We start from the raw sequence: 19,632 nt of genomic DNA, 5'->3' as shown, positions 1-19,632 counted from the left end.
CCGCACCGTGCGGCCGGCACCCGGCCAGAGAGGTTCCCATCCATGACTGCCAGCAGAATCCGTACTGCCCTGGGCGGCGCGTTGGTCATGTCCCTCGCCGTCGTCGGGCTGCTGCCCGCGACGGCGTCCGCGAAGGCGCCGACCGCTGTGGCCACCGACAAGGGCGCCGTGCGCGGCGCCACCTCGAAGGGCGTCGAGAGGTTCCTCGGCATCCCCTACGCGGCGGCGCCCACCGGCTCCCTGCGTTGGAAGCCGCCGCGGCCCGCGGCGCGGTGGACCGGCGTCCGGGAGGCGGCCGACTTCGGCAATCCCTGCCCCGTCCTGCCCAGCGGCAACGGACCACGCAGCGAGACCGAGGACTGCCTCGACGTCAACGTGTGGCGGCCGTCGGGCGTGCGGGCCGGCGCCCGTCTTCCGGTGCACGTCTTCATCCACGGAGGTGGCCTGACCAACGGCAGCGGCTCGCAGAACGACGAGTCGAAGCTCGTCAAGGAGACGGGTGTCATCGGCGTCTCGCTCAACTACCGACTCGGCGCCTTCGGCTTCCTCGGTCTGCCCGCCCTCACCGAGGAGGGCGGCGAGTCCGGCAACTACGGGTTCATGGACCAGCAGGCCGCGCTGCGCTGGGTGCAGCGCAACATAGCCGCCTTCGGCGGTAACCCCGGTGAGGTCACCATCGACGGCGAGTCCGCGGGCGGCTGGTCCCTCTGCGGTCATCTCGTGTCGCCCGGCTCGCGCGGGCTGTTCGCCCGCGCCATGATCCAGAGCGGCTCCTGTCGCAGCGGGCCGCAGGCCCGGGCGGAGGCCGCCGGGACGGCGTTCGCTCGGCAGGCGGGCTGCGACGGCACGGCTCAGGCGGCCGTCCTCGGCTGTCTGCGGTCGGCTTCGGCGGGTACCCTCCTCGACGCGAGCCGGACCTTCTCGGCCGGCTTCGTGGACGGAACTCCGACGTTCCCGACCGGAGTAGGCGAGGCGCTGGACAGCGGGAGGTTCACCCGCGTGCCCGTGGTCGTCGGTGCCAACCGTGACGAGGGCCGCACCTTCGCCGCGGGCTACATAGGCGCGGGCAAGGAGGCCTACCTCGCCTTCGTCCAGAACCTCGCCGGCGCCCGCGCCGACGAGGTCCTCGCCCGTTACCCCTGGCCCGATACGTCCGACCGGTACACCACGGCGTACCTCATCGGCGCGATCATGACCGACTCGGGGAGTGTCGCGGGGATCGGCGGGTGCGGGCTCCGCTCGCTCGCCCGTACCCTTGAGCGGTACACCCCCACCTATGCGTACGAGTTCGACCACCGGACCGGCCCTGGCCTGACGCAGATCCCCGGCTACGTCTGGGGGGCCGGCCACGCCGCGGAACTCTGCGGGTGCCGATAAATCATCCGCGCAGCTCAGGCGGCGTGCTGGTACTGGTGGAGGACTCCGCTGAGTCGGTCTCGTCGCCTGACTTCCAGGTGGGTGAGTTGGGCTTGTTGGGTGATGGGTGCGGGTAGTGGGCGGCATGGGGCGGCTTGTGCGAGGGCCCTGTGCGGGCGGTGTTCGTTGTAGAAGGTCTCGTACTCGCGCAGGGTGTGCAGGAGGTGGCTCTGGTTCCAGATCAGGGTCCGGTCCAAAAGTTCAGTGCGGCAGGTTTGTATCCAGCGCTCCATGAGCGAGTTCATCCGCGGTATGCGAATGCCGGTGGTGACGATCTTCACGCCGGCATCGGTCATCAGGGCGTCGAAGGCGGCTGTGAACTTCGAGTCGCGGTCGCGGATGAGGAACTTCGCCTTGCTGTCTGCGTCTTCGAGGTCCATGAGGAGGTTGCGTCCGAGCTGGACGATCCAGTCCGCGGTGGGGTGTGCGGTGGCGCTGAGGATCCGGATGCGACGGGTGGTGTGCTCGATGACGGCGAAGACGTACAGGCGCGCCCCGGTCAGCGTGCGGACTTCGAAGAGGTCGCAAGCGAGTAGAGCTTTGGCCTGGCTGCGGAGGAAGTCTGCCCAGGTGGTGCTCTGGCGTTCGGGTGCGGGTGGGATGCCGTGCTGGCGGAGGATTTCCCAGACGGTGGAGGCGGCGATCTTGATACCCAGTGCTGCGAGTTCGCCGTGGATCCGGCGATACCCCCACGAGGCGTTTTCCTTGGCCAGGCGCAGGACCAGGGCGCGGATCGATCGGATGGTGCGTGGGCGTCCGCGTCGTCGGGGTACGCAGGTTGCGGCATGGCCCTGCTTGAGCAGGTTGCGATGCCAGCGCAGGACCGTGTCGGGGCGGACCAGGAGCAGTAGGTGGCGCAGTCTGTCTTTGGGGAGGTGGTGGAGCAGGCCGGCGAGGATGGCGCGGTCTGTGTCGGTGAAGGTCGGCTTGCTGACCCGGCGTGCAGGACGAGCAGTTGGTGCCGGAGTACCAGGATCTCGACGTCCTTCTCCCTGTCNACGAGCAGTTGGTGCCGGAGTACCAGGATCTCGACGTCCTTCTCCCTGTCGCTCATCGGCAGGAGGCGTAGGAACGCCAGGGCGTTGGTCGCGGCGAGGTAGGCCAGACGCAGCAGCACGACAGATCATGATGCCGCCCGGGCCCTGCGCTGGTGAAGACCCCGGGGCGAACGTCGAGGAGAATCGGAGATCCGTGATCAGACTCCCGACCTGCGTAGATGATGTATCGGCACCCGCAAGGCCAGGCGCAGCAACACGACCGCCCCAGCCCTTGCGGGTGAAGGCACTTGGGGCGAATCTCAAGGAGAGCCGAAGATCCGTGAACAGGCTCCCGACCTGCGCGGATGATGTATCGGCACCCGCACGGCCCGGGTGACATAATTCCCGGCACCCACAGGTCCCCGTTGCCGCGGGCTGACCCCCTGAGGGGCCGAAGTGCCTTCCCCCGAGGCACTTCGGCCTCCGTTGCGTCTTCGCGGCGTAAGCGGGGTACCTGCGGTGCCCTGCCGTATCTCGGCCGCTCCGCCGAGGGGTCACTCCGCCGGATGCTCACCCCGCACGCACGCACGGCGATGATGGCGACGGTGGTTCGCGTCCTCCTGGGCCAGTCGCCGCAGAAGCCTGACGACCGGCTCGAACAGCGCGGTGAGGACCACCGCTCGCTCGGCGAGGGCGATGCGGTCCTCGATCCCGTCGAGCTGTGCGAAGTCCAGGTCCGCGGTGGATGTGGCGAGCCGTGCGTAGGGGATGAGGTCGTCGGCTGTGTAGGCGCTGCCGAGTCGGCTCAGCGCCGCGAGACTCTCGGCGAGTGCCGGGCGGTGCGGCGATGCATCGGAGATTCGCCAGCCCATGGTCTCGATGAGAGCGTCGACGCTCGCTGCGGCTCCTTCGCCCGACACCGCTTCGTCAACAGCGCCGTCCGGCCCGTCGTCGTCCTTGATGCCCTTCGCGTTCTTGTCGGCGGAGGGCACGGGCAGTGCATGGTGGACGACGCCCAGGGTCTCGAACGCATCCAGTGGACGGTCGACTGCATCGAGCACTTCACGGGTACGCGCGACGGAGAGTCCGCCGAGCTGGATGAGAGAACGGATCAGACGGAGCCGCTGGATGTGCTCCTCGCCGTACTCGACCGCCGTCGGGTTCAGTGCGCGGCCCTCGGGAAGCAGCCCCTCCCGTCGGTAGTACTTGATGGTCGCCGCAGGCACCCCGGACCGGCGACTGAGCTCTGAAATCCTCATGCGCTCCCTCACGCTCAACTGTCCCACCAGTATCGCGTTACCGGGGGTTGCCCCGTGGGATCGATAGTGCCACTATCGAGTACTCGGTAGTAACACTATCGAGTGCTCCTTCGGTGTGCCCGCTTCGCGGGAGCCGCCTGCATCACCACGGCCACACCCAGCCGTCGTTCTTCCCTGCCCCGGGCCCGGGCCAGTCAGTTCTGGGTCCGGTCGTCTCGTACGCGTCGACAACGGAGAACCACACAATGTCCCAGCGAATCGGCAAGACCCACTGGAAGCGCTTCGCCATCGGTGCGGTGCCGACCGTGGCAGCCACGGCGGCGGTCGCCGTCTCCATGGCCCAGGGCGCCCTGGCCGCTTCGTTCAGCATCTCCGGTTCCGCCTTCCAGGTCTCGGCAGGCAAGCTGAGCGGCACCGGATTCGGCAACTACGCCACGGTGGACGTCGCCAAGAACGGCAAGCACGTGCCCGTCTCCGTCTCGTCCATCAAGAACGCGAAGGTCACCGACATGTGCCAGTCCGTCCCGGTGGACATTCCCGTCCTCGGGACCTACACGATGTCGCTCAAGGCCGGCGGGTCGGGTACGCCGGTCAAGGCCAAGGACCTGTACATCGACATGACCGACCTCCAGGCCAAGCGCGGCACCTTCAATAACGTCGACATCGGCGTCGCCACCGGTTCGATGACGAAGGGTCAGGTCAACCCGAAGGACCACGTCGATCCCAACGGCTACGCCCAGCAGGCGGACGCGGTCGAGATCATCGATGCCCACCAGACGGTCTGGGCCACGACTGCGGGAACGTTCGAACTGGCGGGCCTGCACATGGACATCGCGGCCGGCCGCCACGACTGCTTCTGACCTCGATCCCGCCCCTTCGCCTCCCGCGCGCGGAAGCGACCGGCGACTGACCAGGGGGCGGCAGTGCCCCACCGTCCTCGCGGACACCCTCACCCACTTACGACTTGGGAGCTGCCACATGACGAGTGCCGGCGCACCCGCACATCCCCACAGTGACAGCGGCCTCGCCCGCGCTCGCCAGGACTTCCGGGCCTGGCGGCGCACCCGCCCCTTCTGGGCGGGTCTGCTGGTGCTCCTTGCCGCTGCGCCCATCATCTACTTCCCCTATTTCAATCTTTCCCTGGGCGCCTTGTCCGTGGCGATGTCCACCACCGCGGGGGCCGGATCCCTGGTCATCGGCCTGACTTTGATCGTCCTTGGCGGACTCCTCTGGTTCCAGCCGATCATCAGGTTCTTCGCGGGCTGCGTCGCGGTGTTCCTCGGCGTGCTGTCGCTTCCCATTTCCAATTTCGGCGGATTCTTCGTCGGCACGCTGCTCGCGGCGGCGGGCGGACTCCTGGCTCTGGCATGGGGCCCGGTGGACGGGGCCGTGCATCCGGAGGACACACCCGACGGCGCTGAGGGGCCGTCAGCCGCTGTCAGCCGAGAGGGAGGACAGGGGAGTGAGTGACCAGTCGCCCGACACCCACGGCGAGGCCGCAGAACCCCGCTTCGCTCGACCGCCGAGAGGCCGGCACGCCATCCCCCGTACGTCCGCGCTGACACGCCTGCGTCTGCCGGTCGGGAGGGCTCTCGCGCTGACCGCGCTGCCGACCGCCCTCATCCTGGGCAGTCAACGCCTTCCCGAGTCCGCCGACACGAGCGCCACCGCGGCGCTCTCCGTTTCCGAAGAGGGGCCGGGCGGACCTGGAAACCACGGTGTCGACTGTGCCCGTCCCGAGGGCACATCAGCCTCTGCGACGGAGACTCCCGCAAGCCCCACCCCGTCCGCTGATCCCCGCACGTCCAGCGCTCACCCGAGCGGGGAGCCCGTCAGGCCGCCGGAGCACCCGGACGACGAGGGAGCGGGCCCGCCCCCAGCACTGGCCGTCACTCCCACCCCTTCTCCCAGCGCAACCTCCGGCACAACGAGCCTGGCGGACATCCTCGGTCCCCTCTTCCGCGACGACGCCGAGCAGCAAAGCCCGTCGCCTGACGCAAGCCCGTCACTCCACGTGATCCCCTCACCAAGCTCGGCCACTTCGAGGCCAGAGGCCACAGCATCGTCCGGGCTACGGCTGTCCACGACGCCCGCATCACCTGCTCCCAGCCACCGGACCGCCCATCCGTCGCCCCGACCGGAGCCCACCCGAGGAACCGCTCGCACCTGCGACATCAGTGACCTCAAGGCCCCCGAGGACCATCAGGCCGGCCGGTTCTCCGCCGAGCCATGGAACATGAAGGGGAGCCGCCTCGAACTGCACGACCTCGTCTTCCACGGCGTGGTGACCGTGAACACGGCCGACGGACCGAAGCGGGTACTCAAGTTCTCCGCGGCGGCTGTCACGATCCGTGACCTGAAGATGGCGGTATCCGCCGGCCCGCAAATCCAGCACATCGATGGAGCGCCCGGTTCCACGTCCACCCTCCGGGGCGACGGCATCACCATGTACGTCGAAAGCCTGACAGGCACCGTCTCCAGCGTCGAAAACCTTCCCGCACCACCCGTCCTCCGCCTGCACCTCACCCCGGACACCGTCCCGGAGTGGCTCTACGACACGATCGGCAAACTCGGTCTCAAGCTCCAACTCGGCCTGCACGACGCCGACATCGACCAGGCCGGACAGACAGGCGGAAAACTCGCCATCCCGGGGATCCACGGGTACGGAACGCCTCACTGAAGCCGGCCGCAGGCGGCTGTGGCTGGTCGTGGTCATGGATGACGACACCTGGCCGCGGGGCTGTGTCGCGCGCACGGTGGTCTGCTGGTGCAGCAGCGAAACCGCGGCCATGGTCTGTTCGTCGGGGGCGGGTCACGGCACTGGCGGCGGATGCGGCGGCGATGTGCTCGGTCCCGGCCGACGGGGCTGTCTTTCATGCGCGAGGCGTGCTCCAGGGGCGGGGCGCAGGGCACCAGGCCATGCAGCGAGGCACCCGACACGAGTGCCGGGTGCGGGACGCGCCACTTCGGCCACGGTGCCATCCGTTACACCGGCGCGGGAAGCGTCGGAGATTGGGGTGAGGATCAGCCAAGTGATGTCCCGTCAACCGTTCGCGCTGCGCCCGGTGACCGGCTGGTGGCTCGACTTGCCGCTGGATCCGGCCGGTGTCCCAGATAGACCGTCTCACCGTCCAGGCAGTGCGTCGCGCCTGGGTCGGGTATCAACCCTGCCGCTGAGGTTCCTCGCGGCGACGGCCACGCTCTACGGGCGCTCGGCCTTCGTCACACCTCCAGCACCAGCCGCTCTCCTTCCGGTGCACGTGAGACGCAGGGCAGCATGGCGCCGGCCGCACGTTCGGTGGCCGTGAGCCGGCCGTCACGATGATCGACACGGCCATGGGCCACCCGTAGCCGGCAGGTGCCGCAAAACCCCTGGCGGCAGGAGAACGGCAGGTCCGGTAGGGCCTCGTGGAGAACATCCAGGGCGGAGCGGTCGTTCGGCACTGGCAGAACCCGTCCGGCGTCGCCCAGCTGAAGTTCGAAGGGACGGCCGTCCGTGATCGGGGCCGGGGCGAAACGCTCGAAGTGCAGGGCCGGCGCGCGGCTACCACCTAACGCGCGCCGAATGCCGTCGATCATGGGCGCGGGCCCGCAGCAGTACACCGCACCCGCCGCCGGGCTCAAGCTCAATAGATCGGCTGCTTCGGGCACGCCGGACTCGTCGTCAGGACGGATGGAGACCCGGCCGGGGGCTGCGGCTGCGAGTTCGGCCAGCTCTGCCGCGAAGGGCATCGAGCCGCGGCTGCGGCCGGTGTGCACGAGCCTCCAGTCCAGCCCGCGCCGGGCGGCTTCCCGAGCCATGGGCAGGAGCGGGGTGATTCCGATGCCGCCCGCGATGAGCAGGATGAACGCTTCGGCGGCGAAGGGGAAGGCGTTCCGGGGCCCGGTGATGGCGACCCGCATACCGTCTCCGAGGGCGTCGTGTACCTCGGCCGAACCGCCTCCGCCGTTGGCGATGCGGCGCACCGCGATGCGGTACCGGTACCGGTCGGCAGGGTCGCCGCACAGAGAGTACTGCCGCTTGCGGCCGGAGGGCAGGTGCAGTCCGATGTGGGCGCCGGGCTGCCAGGGCGGGAGTATTCCCCCGTCGGGTGCTGCCAGCCGCAGGGAGACGACATCCTCGGCCTCTTGGCGCTTGGCGGCGACCACCAGTTCCCGGATCACGGGCACCTCGGTGGCCGACGGGCGCCCAGGAGGAGTGCTGCGCCGCGCGAGGCCCCTGACCGCGTTGTCGCTGAAAGCCGCCAGCTTCTGCATGAAGGAGTCGCCGCGCGGCCTGCCGTACAGGTCCGGCGGCCGAGTGACGGGTGTGCTGATGTCCATGGGATGCCTCACTGGTTGCTGGGTCATCGGGCAGCCGCTCGGGCAGCAGGGGACGCCGCCAGGTAGGCGACCGCCTGCTGAGTCGAGCCCTCCTGGGTCGGGTGGTAGCCGGGGCGGAAGTAGCGCAGCACCGAGCGGGCGAACGCGCCTGGCCTGGGCAACAGGTCCTTGCGGGCCGCGGCCAGGTAGTCGCGGAAGCGGACCTTGACCCGATCGTCGAGTTCGGGGTCAGCGCTCATCAGGAAGCGGACTCCGCGGATCCACAGCCGGGTCAGCACCGGAGCGGTGACGAGCATGCCGACCACGCGACGCCGGTACCGGGGATCGAGGTGCACCAGCAGGTCGAACGCGACCGAACGGTGTTCGACCTCCTCCGCGCCGTGCCAGCGGAACAGATCGAGCATCGTGGGGTCCGCGCCGGCCTGGTCCAGGTGCCCGTTGTTGAGAATCCAGTGACCCATATACGCGGTGAAGTGCTCGAAGGCTGCTATGAGGGCGAGCCGTTGGAGGAGGTGCGCGTGTGTGGCGGCCGGCGTCAGCTCCGGCCGGTCTCCGAGCACCCTTCGGAAGATCCATTCAGACTGCAGGGTGTACGGAGCCGGGTCCAGCCCCTTGGTGAGCAGGTGCTCCAGGACCTCCTGGTGCGCCTCGGCGTGCATCGCTTCCTGGCCGATGAAGCCGCGTACGTCCTCGCGCAGCCGGTCATCGGTGATCAGCGGCAGTGTCTGCTCGAAGGTGCGCACGAACCAGCGTTCGAGCTCGGGGAGCATGAGGTGGAGCACATCGAAGGTGTGGGTCGCGAAGGGCTCACCCGGCAGCCAGTGCAGCGGGGTGGTGCCCCAGTCGAAGGTGACGTCCCGGGGTTGCAGCACCAGGTCGTGGTGGTCGATGGGCTCGGACGGACGTTCCAGGTGGGCATGCGCGGCTCGGAACATGACAGGTTCCTTCTTCAGCGATCGGTGTGTGCGAAGGGGCGGTCAGGCAGTCGTCCAGTACTGCTGGTCTGTCAGATCGGGTGCGCGGTGTGGTCCGGACTGCGGCGGGAGCCGTCTTCGACGCGGTGGGCGAATTCCGCGATCCGGGACGCGATCTCCTCGGGGTGGCTGAGCTGTACCCAGTGCCCGGCGTTGATCGGGCGCCGTTGTATCTGGCGCGTCCAGTGCTCCACTCCGTACGACAGCACCGGGGTGACGCAGAAGTCGCGGGTGGGGATGATGAGCTGAATCGGGACGGTGGTCGGCCGGTTTCGGGGATGCAGCAGGCGGGGCAGCATGTTGGCGCGGTACAGCGCGGTGCCGGACACGGCGTCGCGGGCCAGCGTCGGCGCGGGGTAGGGGGTGTGCCCGGGCACGCCTTGGGAGCCGGTGAGGAAGGCGCGCCAGCGGTGTCCCAGTGCTCTCCAGGTCAGGGCGGGCAGGAGCGGAAGATGGAAGTAGGCGATGTACCAGGACCGTGCGGCCTGCCGCAGCATCTTCGGCAGATCCGGATGCCGCGGCCGGAGGCGGGCACGGATCAAGTGGCCGACGTGGTCCAGGCTGGGTCCGGAGATGGAGGTGAACGAGGCGATCCGCCCGGCCAGCCGGGTGCCGGTGACCGACTCCCAGGAGTGGATCGATCCCCAGTCGTGTCCGACCAGGTGCACCGGGCGGCCGGGGCTTACGGCGTCGAGAACCGCCTCCAGGTCGGCTTCCAGGCGGGACATCCGGTAGGCGCGCAGACCCCTGGGCCGGTGGGAGGCACCGGCTCCCCGCACGTCGAAGGCGGTGACGTGGAAGCGGTCGGCCAGGCGCTCGGCGACCGGGCGCCACACGGCGCTGGTGTCCGGATAGCCGTGGACCAGCACCACCGGAGGAGTCGTGGACGCTCCCCATTGGTAGGCGGCCAACTCCACGCCGTCCGCAGCGATCCGGCGGGCGGCCGGGCCGGTCATCGGCCACCACCGGCAGGGGTCAGTTCGCCGTAGTTCAGACCGCCGTGGGTGAAGCTGGGCAGCACCGGCCACTGCCGCTTGAAGGGGGCCAGCTCCGAGGAGGGCAGGATCTGCAGCCAGCGCGGATCGCGCCGGCTGGGGCCGGCGAGGGTCTTCTCCTTGACCATGGAGTCGTACTGGTCGAGAGAGTCCTCCAGGGTGTTGGCGTTGGGCACCACCTCACGGCCGTAGAACGCGGCGTGGCGGCGCACCCCGGGGATGCGGGAGAGCTCGGGCTGCCAGTTGTCGGCCGAGATGCCGTTCTCGGAGGAGACCCACACCCCGTCGGGGGTGTTCAGCACCAGGGAGTGGTTGCCGTCCGTATGGCCGGGGGTCCACAGCAGGCTGACGCCGACACCGAGTTCGACATCGCCGTCGAAGGCGGTGATGCGCTCGCCCGGTACCCCGTCCATGCCTCCGTCGACGTACCAGGCCCACTGCATCGGATGCGTCGATTCGAAGGTGCCCAGCTCCCTGCGGTGCACCAACAACCGGGCGCGCGGGAACAGCGCTTCGCGGGGCGCCCGTTCGCCGGGAATGGTGCTGGTACTTCCCATGATCATGCGCACGTCCTGGACGTGCAGGTGGTCGAAGCTGACGAAGTCCACGTCCTCGGGTCGCAGACCGCAGGAGGGCAGGACGGTGTTCGGGTCCTGGTAGTAGCGGGCGAAGACGTGGTCGGTGAGAAAGTCCCCCGCCAGACGCTTGAGCTGGGCGTAGAACGGTGCTTGAGCCGTTCCGGCGGCGACGGTCGGCTCCCACACCAGTGTTTTCAGCTCACCGTCGAAGCCGTCGAATTGCACGACGAGCATCCGGTTGACAATGCTCACGAATGGGTTGACGGCGAGCGCGGCACCGTGGAAGCCGAAACGGGTCGGGTACGGGGCGGCGGCGATGTCGAAACTGCGGACGGCGTGGATGCGGCCCTGCTGGACGAACCGCTCACGGTAGGTGGTCGCGGCGCGGCGCACGGCGCGCAGCCGGTCACCGCGGGGCCATACGTCGTGGACACCTTCTAATTCGGGGATGGGACGCGGAGCGGCGGCGTCCTGGGCTTTCGCGCTGGGCGTCGGCTTGGGCGTGGTGGTCACGGGCTCATCTTTCGGGATGGCGAGCGGTCCGGGTGCGCTGCTCGTAGGCCGCGCGGACCGCCCGGTTGGACAGGGCGGCGAGTTGGTCGGGGACAAGGAGGTGATGCAGGGCGTCGCGGGCACGGCCTGGCAGCAGCGCGGCCAACCGGGTCAGGGCGGCTATCTGGCGTGGAATGAAGACCTCGAACCGAGGGCGCAGCACGACGTCGAGCACCGCGTCGGCTACCTGATCTGTCGTCAGGCGTAGAGCGGGGCCGGTCGCGGTGCCCACGGCCAGCTCGGTGTCCACGACGCCGGGCATCACCAAGGACACGTGCACGCCAGTGCCGCGCAGTTCGGCGCGGACGGCTGTGCTGTAGCCGTGGATGGCGTGCTTCGTCGCCGCGTAGGTCGCTTCGCCGGCCGGGGCGACCTTGCTGGCGGCGGAGGCGATGTTGACCACGTGGCCGCGACCGCGTTTCCGCATCCCCGGGATCACGAGTTTCATCCCACGCAGTACGCCGTGGACGTTGACGTCGAACTGGCGCAGGGCGGCTTCCTCCGGCTCCTCCTCGAACGGGCCCACCCACATGATTCCGGCGTTGTTGATCAGTACGTCGATCGGCCCCAGCTGGGTCTCAACGGTGCGCAGGAAGTCTTCGAAGGAATGTGTGTCGGTGACGTCGAGAGACAGCCCGAGCAGCCGTCCACCGGGATGCGCGCCGATGGCATCAGCCGTCTCCATGGCAAGCTCCGCGTCGAGATCGCCGATCGCCACGGCGGCTCCGGCTGCGGCGAGCCGGGTTGCGACGGCACGCCCGATTCCGCGGCCCGCCCCGGTGACCGCGATCACTCGGCCGGTCAGCGGTTCTGTGCGGGGGAGCCTGTCGCGGTCTCTTCGGCTGAACGTGTACGGGTTCCTGGGCGGTGCTGCCACGGTCGAGCCCCTTCCTTGCCCTGAGCATGAGCGGAACGCTGAGCGGCAAGCGGCCCCCACGCGTGTCTGACACGATGCCGTGTCAGATGAACTGACAAGCTAGAGTGTCAGTTCAGAGCACACCGGTGTCAACACCTCTGCGAAGGGAAGGCATGGCCGGCACACAGACCACCGGGCGGCGTTACGGCGGACGCGATGCGGCGCAACGACAGCAGGAGCGCCGCACCCGCCTCATCCAGGCGGGCCTCGACCTGTTCGGCACGGCCCGATACGCCTCGGTCTCCGTCAAGCAGGTGTGCTCGCATGCCGGACTGACCGAGCGCTACTTCTACGAGTCGTTCCGCGACCGCGAAGACCTTCTCGCCGGGGTCTACAACGAGTTGATCGCTACGATCACAGCCGAAACCGCGCAGGCCGCAGCCGCTGCCGCCCCCGATGTCGACGCCCAGCTGCGCGCCGGCCTCGAGGTCTTCATCCGCACACTGGCCGGCGACGCCCGCAAGGCCCGCCTGGTGCTCATCGAGGTCGTGGGCGCCAGCCCCCGCCTCGAAGTGCGCCGCCGTGAGGTCCTGCACGAATTCGCCGCACTGGTCGCCACCGTCGTCGGACCGCACCCTGGCCCGGAAGCCTCCTCCAGCCGGCTCGCCATGACCGCGATGAGCCTGGTCGGCGGAGTCAACGAACTCCTCGTGGACTGGACGCTCGGCCACCAGAACGCCACCGTCGAAGAACTGATCGACCTGTGCTACACGCTGTTCATCGCGGCCTGCCGAACCATCAGCGATCAGCCCTGATCACGCAGGCCCGGATTCCTTCAGGAGCTTGCTGCGCCGGACGGCAGCCCACGACCCCTGTTCAACGGCCCGGCGCACTCGGCGGCCCTGTTTCGATCAGGCAGGCTGGCGAGAACCGTTGCACAATGAACGCAGGTGCGGCGCACCTGCCGGCTATCGACTGTCGGCGCGGGTTGTGCGCATCCACCGTTCGGCGAACGCGTTTGACCGCGGGCTTTGTGGCGGAGCCGGTATGACGGCTGTGCCGTTGTCGGCGAAGACGGCCTCGAGACGCCCTTCAGGGACAGCCGAGGCCATCGAGCTCACCGTGGTGGAAGTTCGGCTGACTCCTGGCAGCTCGTGTTCTCCGGCAACCTCCACCGCTCCCCGCTCGGGGGCCGCCACTTCGAGGCGTTCAGCGAGGGCCCCGTCCTCACCGCCGACCTTGCCGCCGCCTTCGTACGCGGCCTGCAGGACCACGGCGTCGCCGCCACCCCCAAGTATTACGTCGCCAACGACTACGAGACCGAGCGCTTCACCGCCAGCACCGAGGTCTCCCAACGCGCCCTCCGCGAGCTCTATCACGTTGGTTCTCGGTACTGCCTGATCGTCGTCGAGGGGAGGCCGCTGCTGTCGGGCTTCGTGCGGGCGATGGTTGTTGTAGTGGCAGGCGTATGTGTCGAGCACCCGTCGAGCGTGGGCTTCGTTCAAGATCAGCAGATGATCGAGGACCTTGCGTCGGAGCGTCCCGGTGAGCCTTTCGCAGTGCGCGTTCATGCGTGGGGACTGCCGTGCTGTCGTTCCCGCAGCTCTGGATGTCCAGCGTGTCCAGAACTGTAGGTTCACGCGCGCCGTGGCATCGGCGCTTGGGGGCGTCGCGGTGTGGTCGGGAACTGTCCGCCGCTTGGGCTTGCGTGCCGAAACTGATCGGTTTACGGTGGTGGAAACTGATCGGTTTCTCGCCGTGGGGGCGAGTGTGAAAACCAGACTCACCAGGAGATCGGATGACTACCGCGCGCGACGCCGATCGGCAAAGGCCGGAGCCGGAGCTTCCGGCGAAGCTGGCCGCGCACCCGTCGGTGCAGGCCGTACTCGCCCGGCGCAGGGCCGGTGGGGAGGCAAACCCGCCGGCGGTGATCGACGCGGCCTGGCTGCGCGAACTCTGCCTGGCGGCCGGTGCGGACGACGCGGCCGCGGTCAGCTTGGACCACCCCGACCTTGTCGGCGAGCGGGAGCACGCGCTGGCCGCGTTGCCCGGCACGCGCACCCTGATCGCGATGGTGGTCCGGATGAACCGCGACAACTGCCGCTCCCCGGCCCGCAGTGTGGCCAACCAGGAGTTCCACCAGACCGACGAGCAGGCCAACCACGCCGCTCGCAGTGTCACCCAAGCACTGCAGGACGCCGGCTACCGCGCGCTCAATCCGTCGGTTGGCTTCCCCCAGGAGATGGACCGCTTCCCCAATGAGCGGATCTGGGTGGTGGCGCACAAGACGGTCGCGGTGGCCGCGGGGCTCGGCGTGATGGGTCTGCACCGCAACGTCATCCACCCCAAGTTCGGCAACTTCATACTGCTGGCCACCGTCCTGGTGGACGCCCAGGTGAGTGAGTACGGGCAGGCGCTGGACTACAACCCCTGCATCGACTGCAAGTTGTGCGTCGCCTCCTGTCCGGTCGGCGCCATCAGCAAGGACGGAGACTTCGACTTCCTCGCCTGCACCACGCACAACTACCGCGAGTTCATGAGCGGGTTCACCGACTGGGCGCAGACCGTGGCCGACAGCCAGGACGCCGCCGACTACCGCTCCCGGGTCACCGATTCCGAGGGTGCCTCCATGTGGCAGAGCCTGGCCTCTCCGCCTGGCTACAAGTCCGGCTACTGCATGGCCGTCTGCCCCGGCGGCGAGGACGTCCTGGGCCCGTACCTGGAGGACCGCAAGACCTTCATGGGCACCGTGCTGCGACCGCTCCAGGACAAGAGGGAAACCCTCTACGTCCTGCCGGGCTCACACGCGCAGGAATACGCCCAGCGCCGCTTCCCGCACAAGCCCGTCAAGGAAGTCACCGGCGGGTGGCAGCCCCCGGCGAAACGCCCCTCATCCTCCTGACCCGGTGCACCGCACCCACGCCCGTACTCGGTCGCTCCGGCGTTCTGCGGCGTTCGCGTGCGCCGAGGGTACGAGCCTTCCGAGAGGCGTGGGCCTGCAAGGACGCAGTCCGGTCTCCTCCCGGTGTAGCCGTGTTGTCCAGACCGGAGTAAGTCATGAATGGAATGCACCCCTTCCGCGTCCTGCGAGTCAAGCAGCTGTGGATCGTCAACGGCGTCATCACGGGCGTCCTCGCGCTGCTGTTCACTGTGTTCTACGTCGGCGCCAACATCGATCCGGCCGATCACATGAAGAAGCTGCCCGTCGGTCTGGTCAACGCCGACGCGGGGGCCACTTTCGGCGGCAAGCAGGTCGATCTGGGAGCGCGGATCGCCGAGTCGATCAAGAAGTCCACTGCGGGCGGGGGCAAGATCGACTGGAGGGTGATGGACGAGAAGGAGGTGAAGGAGGAGATCGGCGAGGGCAGGCTGTACGGCGCGCTCGTCGTGCCCGACAACTTCACCTCCTCCGTCACCGCACTGGCCAGCACCGCAGGCACCAAGAGCCCGGTTCGCCCGACGCTGACGGTGCTGACCAACCAGTCCGCCGGCAGCATGGGCTCCAGCCTGGCCCGGACGGCGACGACGCAGGCGGCCGAAAGCGCCTCGCTCCAGGTGGGCAAGGAACTGACCGCGCAGACTGTGGCCGAGCAGGCGAAGCTGCCCGTCGCGGCACGCGTCCTGCTGGCCGACCCGGCCGCCGTCACGGTCAAGGACGGCCATCCGCTCGACCCGCACAGCGGCCTGGGCCTGACCGCGTTCTACTACGCGCTCGTCCTCGTGGTCTGCGGCATGCTCTCCGCCAATGTCATCAGCGGCCAGGCGGACCACGCCCTCGGCTACACCCACAACGACATGGGCCCACTGCGCCTGCACCGCCCACTGATCCGGGCGACCAGGGCGCAGACCCTGGCCATCAGCAGCACGCTCATGATCGCTCTGTCGCTGCTGATGGGCAGCCTGGTCATGGTCGGCGCGGTCGGCATCATGGGCATGGACGCCTCCCATCTGCCGCTGCTGTGGCTGTACTCGGTGTGTACCATCGCGGTCTCCGGGATCGGTGCGCTCGCCCTCCTTGCCGTGTTCGGCACGCCCGGCATGCTAGTGGTCACGCTCGTCTTCATCGGGATGGCGGTGCCGACGGCCGGTGCCACCACTCCCATCGAGGCGCTGCCCGGCTTCTACCGCTTCCTCGCGGAGTTCGAGCCACTGCGGCAGATCACCGGCGGTATCCGCTCGATCCTCTACTACGACGCCCAGGCCGACGCCGGCCTGGCCCGAGGATGGGTGATGATGGCCGCCGGTCTCGTGGTGGCCGTGCTGTTCGGCTTCGGTGTGACGGGCTGGTACGACCGCAAGGGGCTGCACCGTATCCCCGCCGAGACGAAGCCTGATGGGACCGCCGTCCCGGTGTAGCGGAACGTCGCCCCGGGCGGGTTCGGCTGTTCGTGGCGCAGGACATCGCCCCGACACACCTTGGAAACCGATCGGTTTTTAATTCGATGAAATCGAGTTACCCTCCCAGTATGACCACCGAGGTGAAGTCAAGTTCCCGAGAGCGGCTGCTGGAGGCGGCGGCCACGCTCACCTACCGAGACGGTGTCGGCATCGGTGTCGAGGCGCTGTGCAAGGCGGCGGGGGTGTCGAAGCGCTCCCTGTACCAGCTATTCGACAGCAAGGACGAACTGCTGGCGGCGAGCCTGGAGGAGCGCGCCTCCGCCTTCGTGGCGAAGCTCTTGCCCGCGGCGGACGATGGCAGCTCACCCCGCGATCGGATCCTGCGGGTCTTCGAGAACGTGGAATCGCAGGCGGGTGCTCCCGAGTTCCGAGGCTGTCGGTACTTGGCGGTGCAGATCGAGCTCAAGGATCAGAGCCACCCTGCGAGCCAGGTGGCGCACCGGATCAAGGGAAACCTCACAGCCTTTTTCCGTGCCGAGGCCGAAGAGGGTGGCGCGAGCGATCCGGACCTGCTGGCCCGGCAGCTCAGCCTGGTCTTCGACGGCGCCAGCGCCCGTGCGGGGATCGGGGCCGACAACCTCACGGGGCTCATCGCGCCCACTGTGGTCACCCTGCTCGATGCGGCAGACATGCGCTGACCGCATCGACGCTTCGACAGGCTCGGTGACTGATGTGCTCCGCGAGTAGATGCCCGTCCGGCGGCGGCCGGAGCAACTCCCACGGCTTCATGCCTCCCGGGGGTCGGGAGGCGGCCCGAGGGGCCGTGCCGGTGTGGATCGCCCTGTATCTCGGCGGTTGCCGCGATGGCGTATCCCGGGGCGTAGGCATGCGCGTTGGAGGGAGGGCTGCTCGCGGCCCTTCCATCTGTGGTCGGCGATGCGGCCCGGGATCGGCCGCGTCTTGGGCTTGCGCATGGAAACCGATCGGTTTACGGTTGGAGAAACCGATCGGTTTTCAATGGTTCCGGGAGTCCATGATGACGACACATCGGCCGGTGGCACTCGTGACGGGTGCGTCATCCGGCATCGGGAAGGCGGCCGCGCTCGCGCTGGTCGAAGCGGGTTTCGACGTGGTCGGCACAAGCCGCGATACCTCGCGCGCCGCCCCCCTTGACGGCGTGACCTTCCTCGACCTCGACGTGGCCAGTGACGCGTCGGTCACCGCCGTGGTCCAGCAGGTGATCGACCGGTTCGGGCGGATCGATGTCCTGGTGAACAACGCCGGTATGGGATTGATGGGTGCGGCCGAGGAGAACTCCGTCGCGCAGGCCCAGGGCGTCTTCGACGTCAACGTCTTCGGGGTGATGCGTATGGTGAAGGCAGTCCTGCCGCACATGCGTGCACGGGGACGCGGACGCATCATCAACCTCTCTTCCGTGCTCGGCTTCCTCCCCTCGCCTTACATGGCCGTCTACGCCGCGTCCAAGCATGCGATCGAGGGGTACTCCGAGTCCCTGGACCACGAGATCCGCGAGCACGGTGTCCGGGCTCTTCTCGTCGAACCCGCCTACACCAGCACCGGATTCGAGGCCAACAGTCCGCGGCCCGACACGCCCCTGCCGGTCTACGCGGACCAGCGGAGAGCCTTCGACCGCATGATGGAAACAGCGATCAAGGACGGCGATGATCCCGGCATCGTCGCCAAGGTGATCGTCGCGGCAGCGACCGACCCGAAGCCGAAGCTGCGCTACACCGCCGGTCCCACGGCCGGACGCGCAAGCACACTGCGCCGCATCGCTCCTGCCGGGGTCTTCGACAAGCAGATCCGCAAGCTCAACCAGCTGGCCGGCTGACACCTGCCCGCACCCCAGCACACCCGCAAGGGTCGGATGTCCCGGCGCAGATTGCGGGTGCCGATAAATCATCTGCGCAGCTCAGGCGGCGTGCTGGTACTGGTGGAGCGTTCCGCCGAGCCGGTCTCGTCTGTGGATTTCCAGGTGGGTGAGCTGGGCTTGTTGGGTGATGGGGGTGGGTAGTGGGCGGCATGGGGCGGCGTTTCTCAGGGTTCTGTGCGGGCGGTGTCCGTTGTAGAAGGATTCGTACTCGCGTAGTGCGTGGAGGAGGTGGCTCTGGTTCCAGGTCAGGGTCCGGTCCAGGAGTTCGGTGCGGCAGGTCTTTATCCAGCGCTCGATGAGGGAGTTCATCCGGGGTATCCGAATGCCGGTGGTGACGACTTTCAGTCCGGCATCGGCCATCAGGGCGTCGAAGGCGGTTGTGAACTTCGAGTCTCGGTCGTGGATCAGGAACCGTGCTCTGCTGCCCGCATCTTCGAGGTCCATGAGGAGGTTGCGTCCGAGCTGCACGATCCAGTCGCCGGTCGGATGTGCGTTGGCGCCCAGAATTCTGATGCGACGGGTGGTGTGCTCGATGACGGCGAAGACGTACAGGCGCGCTCCGGTCAGCGTGCGGACTTCGAAGAGGTCGCAGGCGAGAAGGGCCTCGGCCTGGCCGCGGAGGAAGCCGGCCCAGGTGGTGCTCTGCCGTTCGGGCGCGGGTGGGATGCCGTGCTCGCGGAGGATCTCCCAGACGGTGGAGGCGGCGACCTTGATCCCCAGTGCTGCGAGTTCGCCGTGGATCCGGCGATATCCCCACGCGGCATTTTCCCTGGCCAGGCGCAGGACGAGGGCGCGGATCGAGCGGATGGTGCGGGGGCGTCCGCGTCGCTTGGGTACGCAGGTCGCGGCATGGCGCCGCCTGAGCAGCTCCCGATGCCAGCGCAAGACCGTCTCGGGGCGGACCAGCAGTAGAAGGTGCCGCAGTCTGTCTTTGGGCAGGTGGTGCAGAAGGCCGGCGAGGACAGCGCGATCACTGTCACTGAAGGCAGGCTTGCCGACCTGACGCTGCAGGACCAGCAGTTGGTGCCGGAGCACCAGGATCTCGATGTCTTTGTCTCTGTTGCTCATCGGCAGGAGGCGTAGGAACGCCAGGGCGTTGGTCGCGGCGAGGTAGGCCAGACGCAGCAGCACGACAGATCATGATGCCGCCGGCGCCTTGCACAAGTGAAGACGCTGGGACGAGCGTCGGCCAAAGTCGAAGACCTCTGAACAAGCTGTCACCTGCGTGGATGAATTACCGGCACCCGCACTGTCCGGCAGTGAGCACGAACGCGAGGGGCCGGCACCGGGCATCCGCTGCGAGGTGGATCTTCGTGGTCAGTCCGCCGCGCGACCGGCCGATGGCGTGGTCGGGCGGCTCGCCGGCCGGGGCCCCTTTTTGCGGGCCCCGGCCGCGTGCTGGTGAGCCCGCACAATCGTGGAGTCCACCGAGACGGCCCAGGTCAGGTCCTCATCGGCGTCGGCCTGGGC

Annotated in this window: 17 protein-coding genes and 2 pseudogenes; 9 read left to right on the top strand and 10 right to left on the bottom strand. The window is 68.4% G+C overall.

What is annotated here, in order from left to right:
• Positions 1–42 precede the first annotated feature (42 nt).
• Positions 43–1,377, top strand: a complete 1,335-nt coding sequence (locus EEJ42_RS10765; protein WP_246096337.1) for a carboxylesterase/lipase family protein — start codon at positions 43–45, stop codon at positions 1,375–1,377.
• 14 nt (positions 1,378–1,391) lie between these two features.
• On the opposite strand, the pseudogene EEJ42_RS10760 reads toward EEJ42_RS10765, so the two are convergent.
• A pseudogene (locus EEJ42_RS10760) lies at positions 1,392–2,533 on the bottom strand (integrase core domain-containing protein).
• Positions 2,534–2,947: 414 nt separating this feature from the next.
• A complete protein-coding gene (locus EEJ42_RS10755; protein ID WP_123099730.1) occupies positions 2,948–3,652 on the bottom strand; it encodes a MerR family transcriptional regulator in 705 nt (234 codons plus the stop codon).
• A 245-nt stretch (positions 3,653–3,897) separates the two neighbouring features.
• On the opposite strand from EEJ42_RS10755, the gene EEJ42_RS10750 reads away from it, so the two are divergent.
• The 3 genes from EEJ42_RS10750 to EEJ42_RS10740 all read left to right on the top strand — a co-directional run bounded on the left by EEJ42_RS10750 (position 3,898) and on the right by EEJ42_RS10740 (position 6,332).
• Complete coding sequence (locus tag EEJ42_RS10750; protein WP_123099729.1) at positions 3,898–4,512, top strand: DUF6230 family protein; 615 nt, start codon at positions 3,898–3,900, stop codon at positions 4,510–4,512.
• A gap of 118 nt (positions 4,513–4,630) precedes the next feature.
• Entirely contained in the window at positions 4,631–5,122 is a 492-nt protein-coding gene (locus EEJ42_RS10745) for a DUF6114 domain-containing protein (protein WP_184503028.1), read from the top strand.
• A 766-nt stretch (positions 5,123–5,888) separates the two neighbouring features.
• Positions 5,889–6,332: a hypothetical protein gene (locus EEJ42_RS10740; protein ID WP_123099728.1), complete on the top strand. Its 444-nt coding sequence runs from the start codon at positions 5,889–5,891 to the stop codon at positions 6,330–6,332.
• 542 nt (positions 6,333–6,874) lie between these two features.
• Here EEJ42_RS10740 and EEJ42_RS10735 read toward each other — a convergent pair.
• The 5 genes from EEJ42_RS10735 to EEJ42_RS10715 form a co-directional block, all read right to left on the bottom strand.
• Positions 6,875–7,975, bottom strand: coding sequence for a PDR/VanB family oxidoreductase (locus EEJ42_RS10735; RefSeq protein WP_123099727.1), 1,101 nt, complete (start codon positions 7,973–7,975; stop codon positions 6,875–6,877).
• Between the two features lie 23 nt (positions 7,976–7,998).
• A complete protein-coding gene (locus tag EEJ42_RS10730) occupies positions 7,999–8,910 on the bottom strand; it encodes a metal-dependent hydrolase (RefSeq protein WP_123099726.1) in 912 nt (303 codons plus the stop codon).
• Positions 8,911–8,981: 71 nt separating this feature from the next.
• Positions 8,982–9,905 (bottom strand): alpha/beta fold hydrolase, encoded by a 924-nt coding sequence (locus EEJ42_RS10725; RefSeq protein ID WP_123099725.1) that lies wholly within the window; start codon positions 9,903–9,905, stop codon positions 8,982–8,984.
• Positions 9,902–11,035: an MBL fold metallo-hydrolase gene (locus EEJ42_RS10720; RefSeq protein ID WP_123099724.1), complete on the bottom strand. Its 1,134-nt coding sequence runs from the start codon at positions 11,033–11,035 to the stop codon at positions 9,902–9,904. Before EEJ42_RS10720 ends, EEJ42_RS10725 begins: the two co-directional genes overlap by 4 nt.
• Positions 11,036–11,039: 4 nt before the next feature.
• Entirely contained in the window at positions 11,040–11,951 is a 912-nt protein-coding gene (locus EEJ42_RS10715) for an SDR family oxidoreductase (protein WP_123099723.1), read from the bottom strand.
• A 152-nt stretch (positions 11,952–12,103) separates the two neighbouring features.
• On the opposite strand from EEJ42_RS10715, the gene EEJ42_RS10710 reads away from it, so the two are divergent.
• A complete protein-coding gene (locus EEJ42_RS10710) occupies positions 12,104–12,745 on the top strand; it encodes a TetR/AcrR family transcriptional regulator (protein ID WP_123099722.1) in 642 nt (213 codons plus the stop codon).
• Positions 12,746–12,898: 153 nt separating this feature from the next.
• Here the strand turns inward: EEJ42_RS10710 and EEJ42_RS54190 are convergent, their stop codons facing one another.
• Positions 12,899–13,501 carry an integrase core domain-containing protein gene (locus EEJ42_RS54190; protein ID WP_342778273.1) on the bottom strand — a complete coding sequence of 201 codons (603 nt, stop codon included), beginning with the start codon at positions 13,499–13,501 and terminating at the stop codon, positions 12,899–12,901.
• A gap of 227 nt (positions 13,502–13,728) precedes the next feature.
• Between EEJ42_RS54190 and EEJ42_RS10690 the strand changes: the two genes are divergently transcribed.
• From EEJ42_RS10690 to EEJ42_RS10675, 4 genes are all read left to right on the top strand, one after another.
• Complete coding sequence (locus tag EEJ42_RS10690; protein ID WP_123099721.1) at positions 13,729–14,832, top strand: 4Fe-4S binding protein; 1,104 nt, start codon at positions 13,729–13,731, stop codon at positions 14,830–14,832.
• 155 nt (positions 14,833–14,987) lie between these two features.
• Positions 14,988–16,286, top strand: coding sequence for an SNG1 family protein (locus tag EEJ42_RS10685; protein ID WP_123099720.1), 1,299 nt, complete (start codon positions 14,988–14,990; stop codon positions 16,284–16,286).
• 110 nt (positions 16,287–16,396) lie between these two features.
• The gene (locus EEJ42_RS10680) at positions 16,397–16,966 is read left to right on the top strand and encodes a TetR/AcrR family transcriptional regulator (protein WP_123099719.1); all 570 of its coding nucleotides are present in this window, start codon (positions 16,397–16,399) and stop codon (positions 16,964–16,966) included.
• Between the two features lie 338 nt (positions 16,967–17,304).
• A complete protein-coding gene (locus EEJ42_RS10675) occupies positions 17,305–18,120 on the top strand; it encodes an oxidoreductase (protein ID WP_221179352.1) in 816 nt (271 codons plus the stop codon).
• Positions 18,121–18,201: 81 nt separating this feature from the next.
• On the opposite strand, the gene EEJ42_RS10670 is transcribed toward EEJ42_RS10675, so the two are convergent.
• Together EEJ42_RS10670 and EEJ42_RS10665 are read right to left on the bottom strand one after the other, a co-directional pair.
• Complete coding sequence (locus tag EEJ42_RS10670; RefSeq protein ID WP_123099717.1) at positions 18,202–19,293, bottom strand: integrase core domain-containing protein; 1,092 nt, start codon at positions 19,291–19,293, stop codon at positions 18,202–18,204.
• A 118-nt stretch (positions 19,294–19,411) separates the two neighbouring features.
• Positions 19,412–19,632, bottom strand: a pseudogene (locus EEJ42_RS10665) (IS5/IS1182 family transposase); the annotation flags it as partial.

The organism is Streptomyces botrytidirepellens (assembly GCF_003721215.1).
Classification (GTDB): domain Bacteria; phylum Actinomycetota; class Actinomycetes; order Streptomycetales; family Streptomycetaceae; genus Streptomyces; species Streptomyces himastatinicus.
Note: the sequence above shows the minus strand (reverse complement) of the source record. Positions and strands in the feature narration are given on the sequence as shown.

What these genes read in the sequence shown, in the direction of transcription:
- EEJ42_RS10740 (WP_123099728.1), top strand. Translation starts at nt 5,889, where the DNA reads ATGAAGGGGAGCCGCCTCGAACTGCACGACCTCGTCTTCCACGGCGTG.
- EEJ42_RS10725 (WP_123099725.1), bottom strand. Translation starts at nt 9,905, where the DNA reads ATGACCGGCCCGGCCGCCCGCCGGATCGCTGCGGACGGCGTGGAGTTG.
- EEJ42_RS54190 (WP_342778273.1), bottom strand. Translation starts at nt 13,501, where the DNA reads ATGAACGCGCACTGCGAAAGGCTCACCGGGACGCTCCGACGCAAGGTC.
- EEJ42_RS10730 (WP_123099726.1), bottom strand. Translation starts at nt 8,910, where the DNA reads ATGTTCCGAGCCGCGCATGCCCACCTGGAACGTCCGTCCGAGCCCATC.
- EEJ42_RS10710 (WP_123099722.1), top strand. Translation starts at nt 12,104, where the DNA reads ATGGCCGGCACACAGACCACCGGGCGGCGTTACGGCGGACGCGATGCG.
- EEJ42_RS10735 (WP_123099727.1), bottom strand. Translation starts at nt 7,975, where the DNA reads ATGGACATCAGCACACCCGTCACTCGGCCGCCGGACCTGTACGGCAGG.
- EEJ42_RS10745 (WP_184503028.1), top strand. Translation starts at nt 4,631, where the DNA reads ATGACGAGTGCCGGCGCACCCGCACATCCCCACAGTGACAGCGGCCTC.
- EEJ42_RS10680 (WP_123099719.1), top strand. Translation starts at nt 16,397, where the DNA reads ATGACCACCGAGGTGAAGTCAAGTTCCCGAGAGCGGCTGCTGGAGGCG.
- EEJ42_RS10750 (WP_123099729.1), top strand. Translation starts at nt 3,898, where the DNA reads ATGTCCCAGCGAATCGGCAAGACCCACTGGAAGCGCTTCGCCATCGGT.
- EEJ42_RS10690 (WP_123099721.1), top strand. Translation starts at nt 13,729, where the DNA reads ATGACTACCGCGCGCGACGCCGATCGGCAAAGGCCGGAGCCGGAGCTT.
- EEJ42_RS10765 (WP_246096337.1), top strand. Translation starts at nt 43, where the DNA reads ATGACTGCCAGCAGAATCCGTACTGCCCTGGGCGGCGCGTTGGTCATG.
- EEJ42_RS10675 (WP_221179352.1), top strand. Translation starts at nt 17,305, where the DNA reads ATGACGACACATCGGCCGGTGGCACTCGTGACGGGTGCGTCATCCGGC.
- EEJ42_RS10755 (WP_123099730.1), bottom strand. Translation starts at nt 3,652, where the DNA reads ATGAGGATTTCAGAGCTCAGTCGCCGGTCCGGGGTGCCTGCGGCGACC.
- EEJ42_RS10685 (WP_123099720.1), top strand. Translation starts at nt 14,988, where the DNA reads ATGAATGGAATGCACCCCTTCCGCGTCCTGCGAGTCAAGCAGCTGTGG.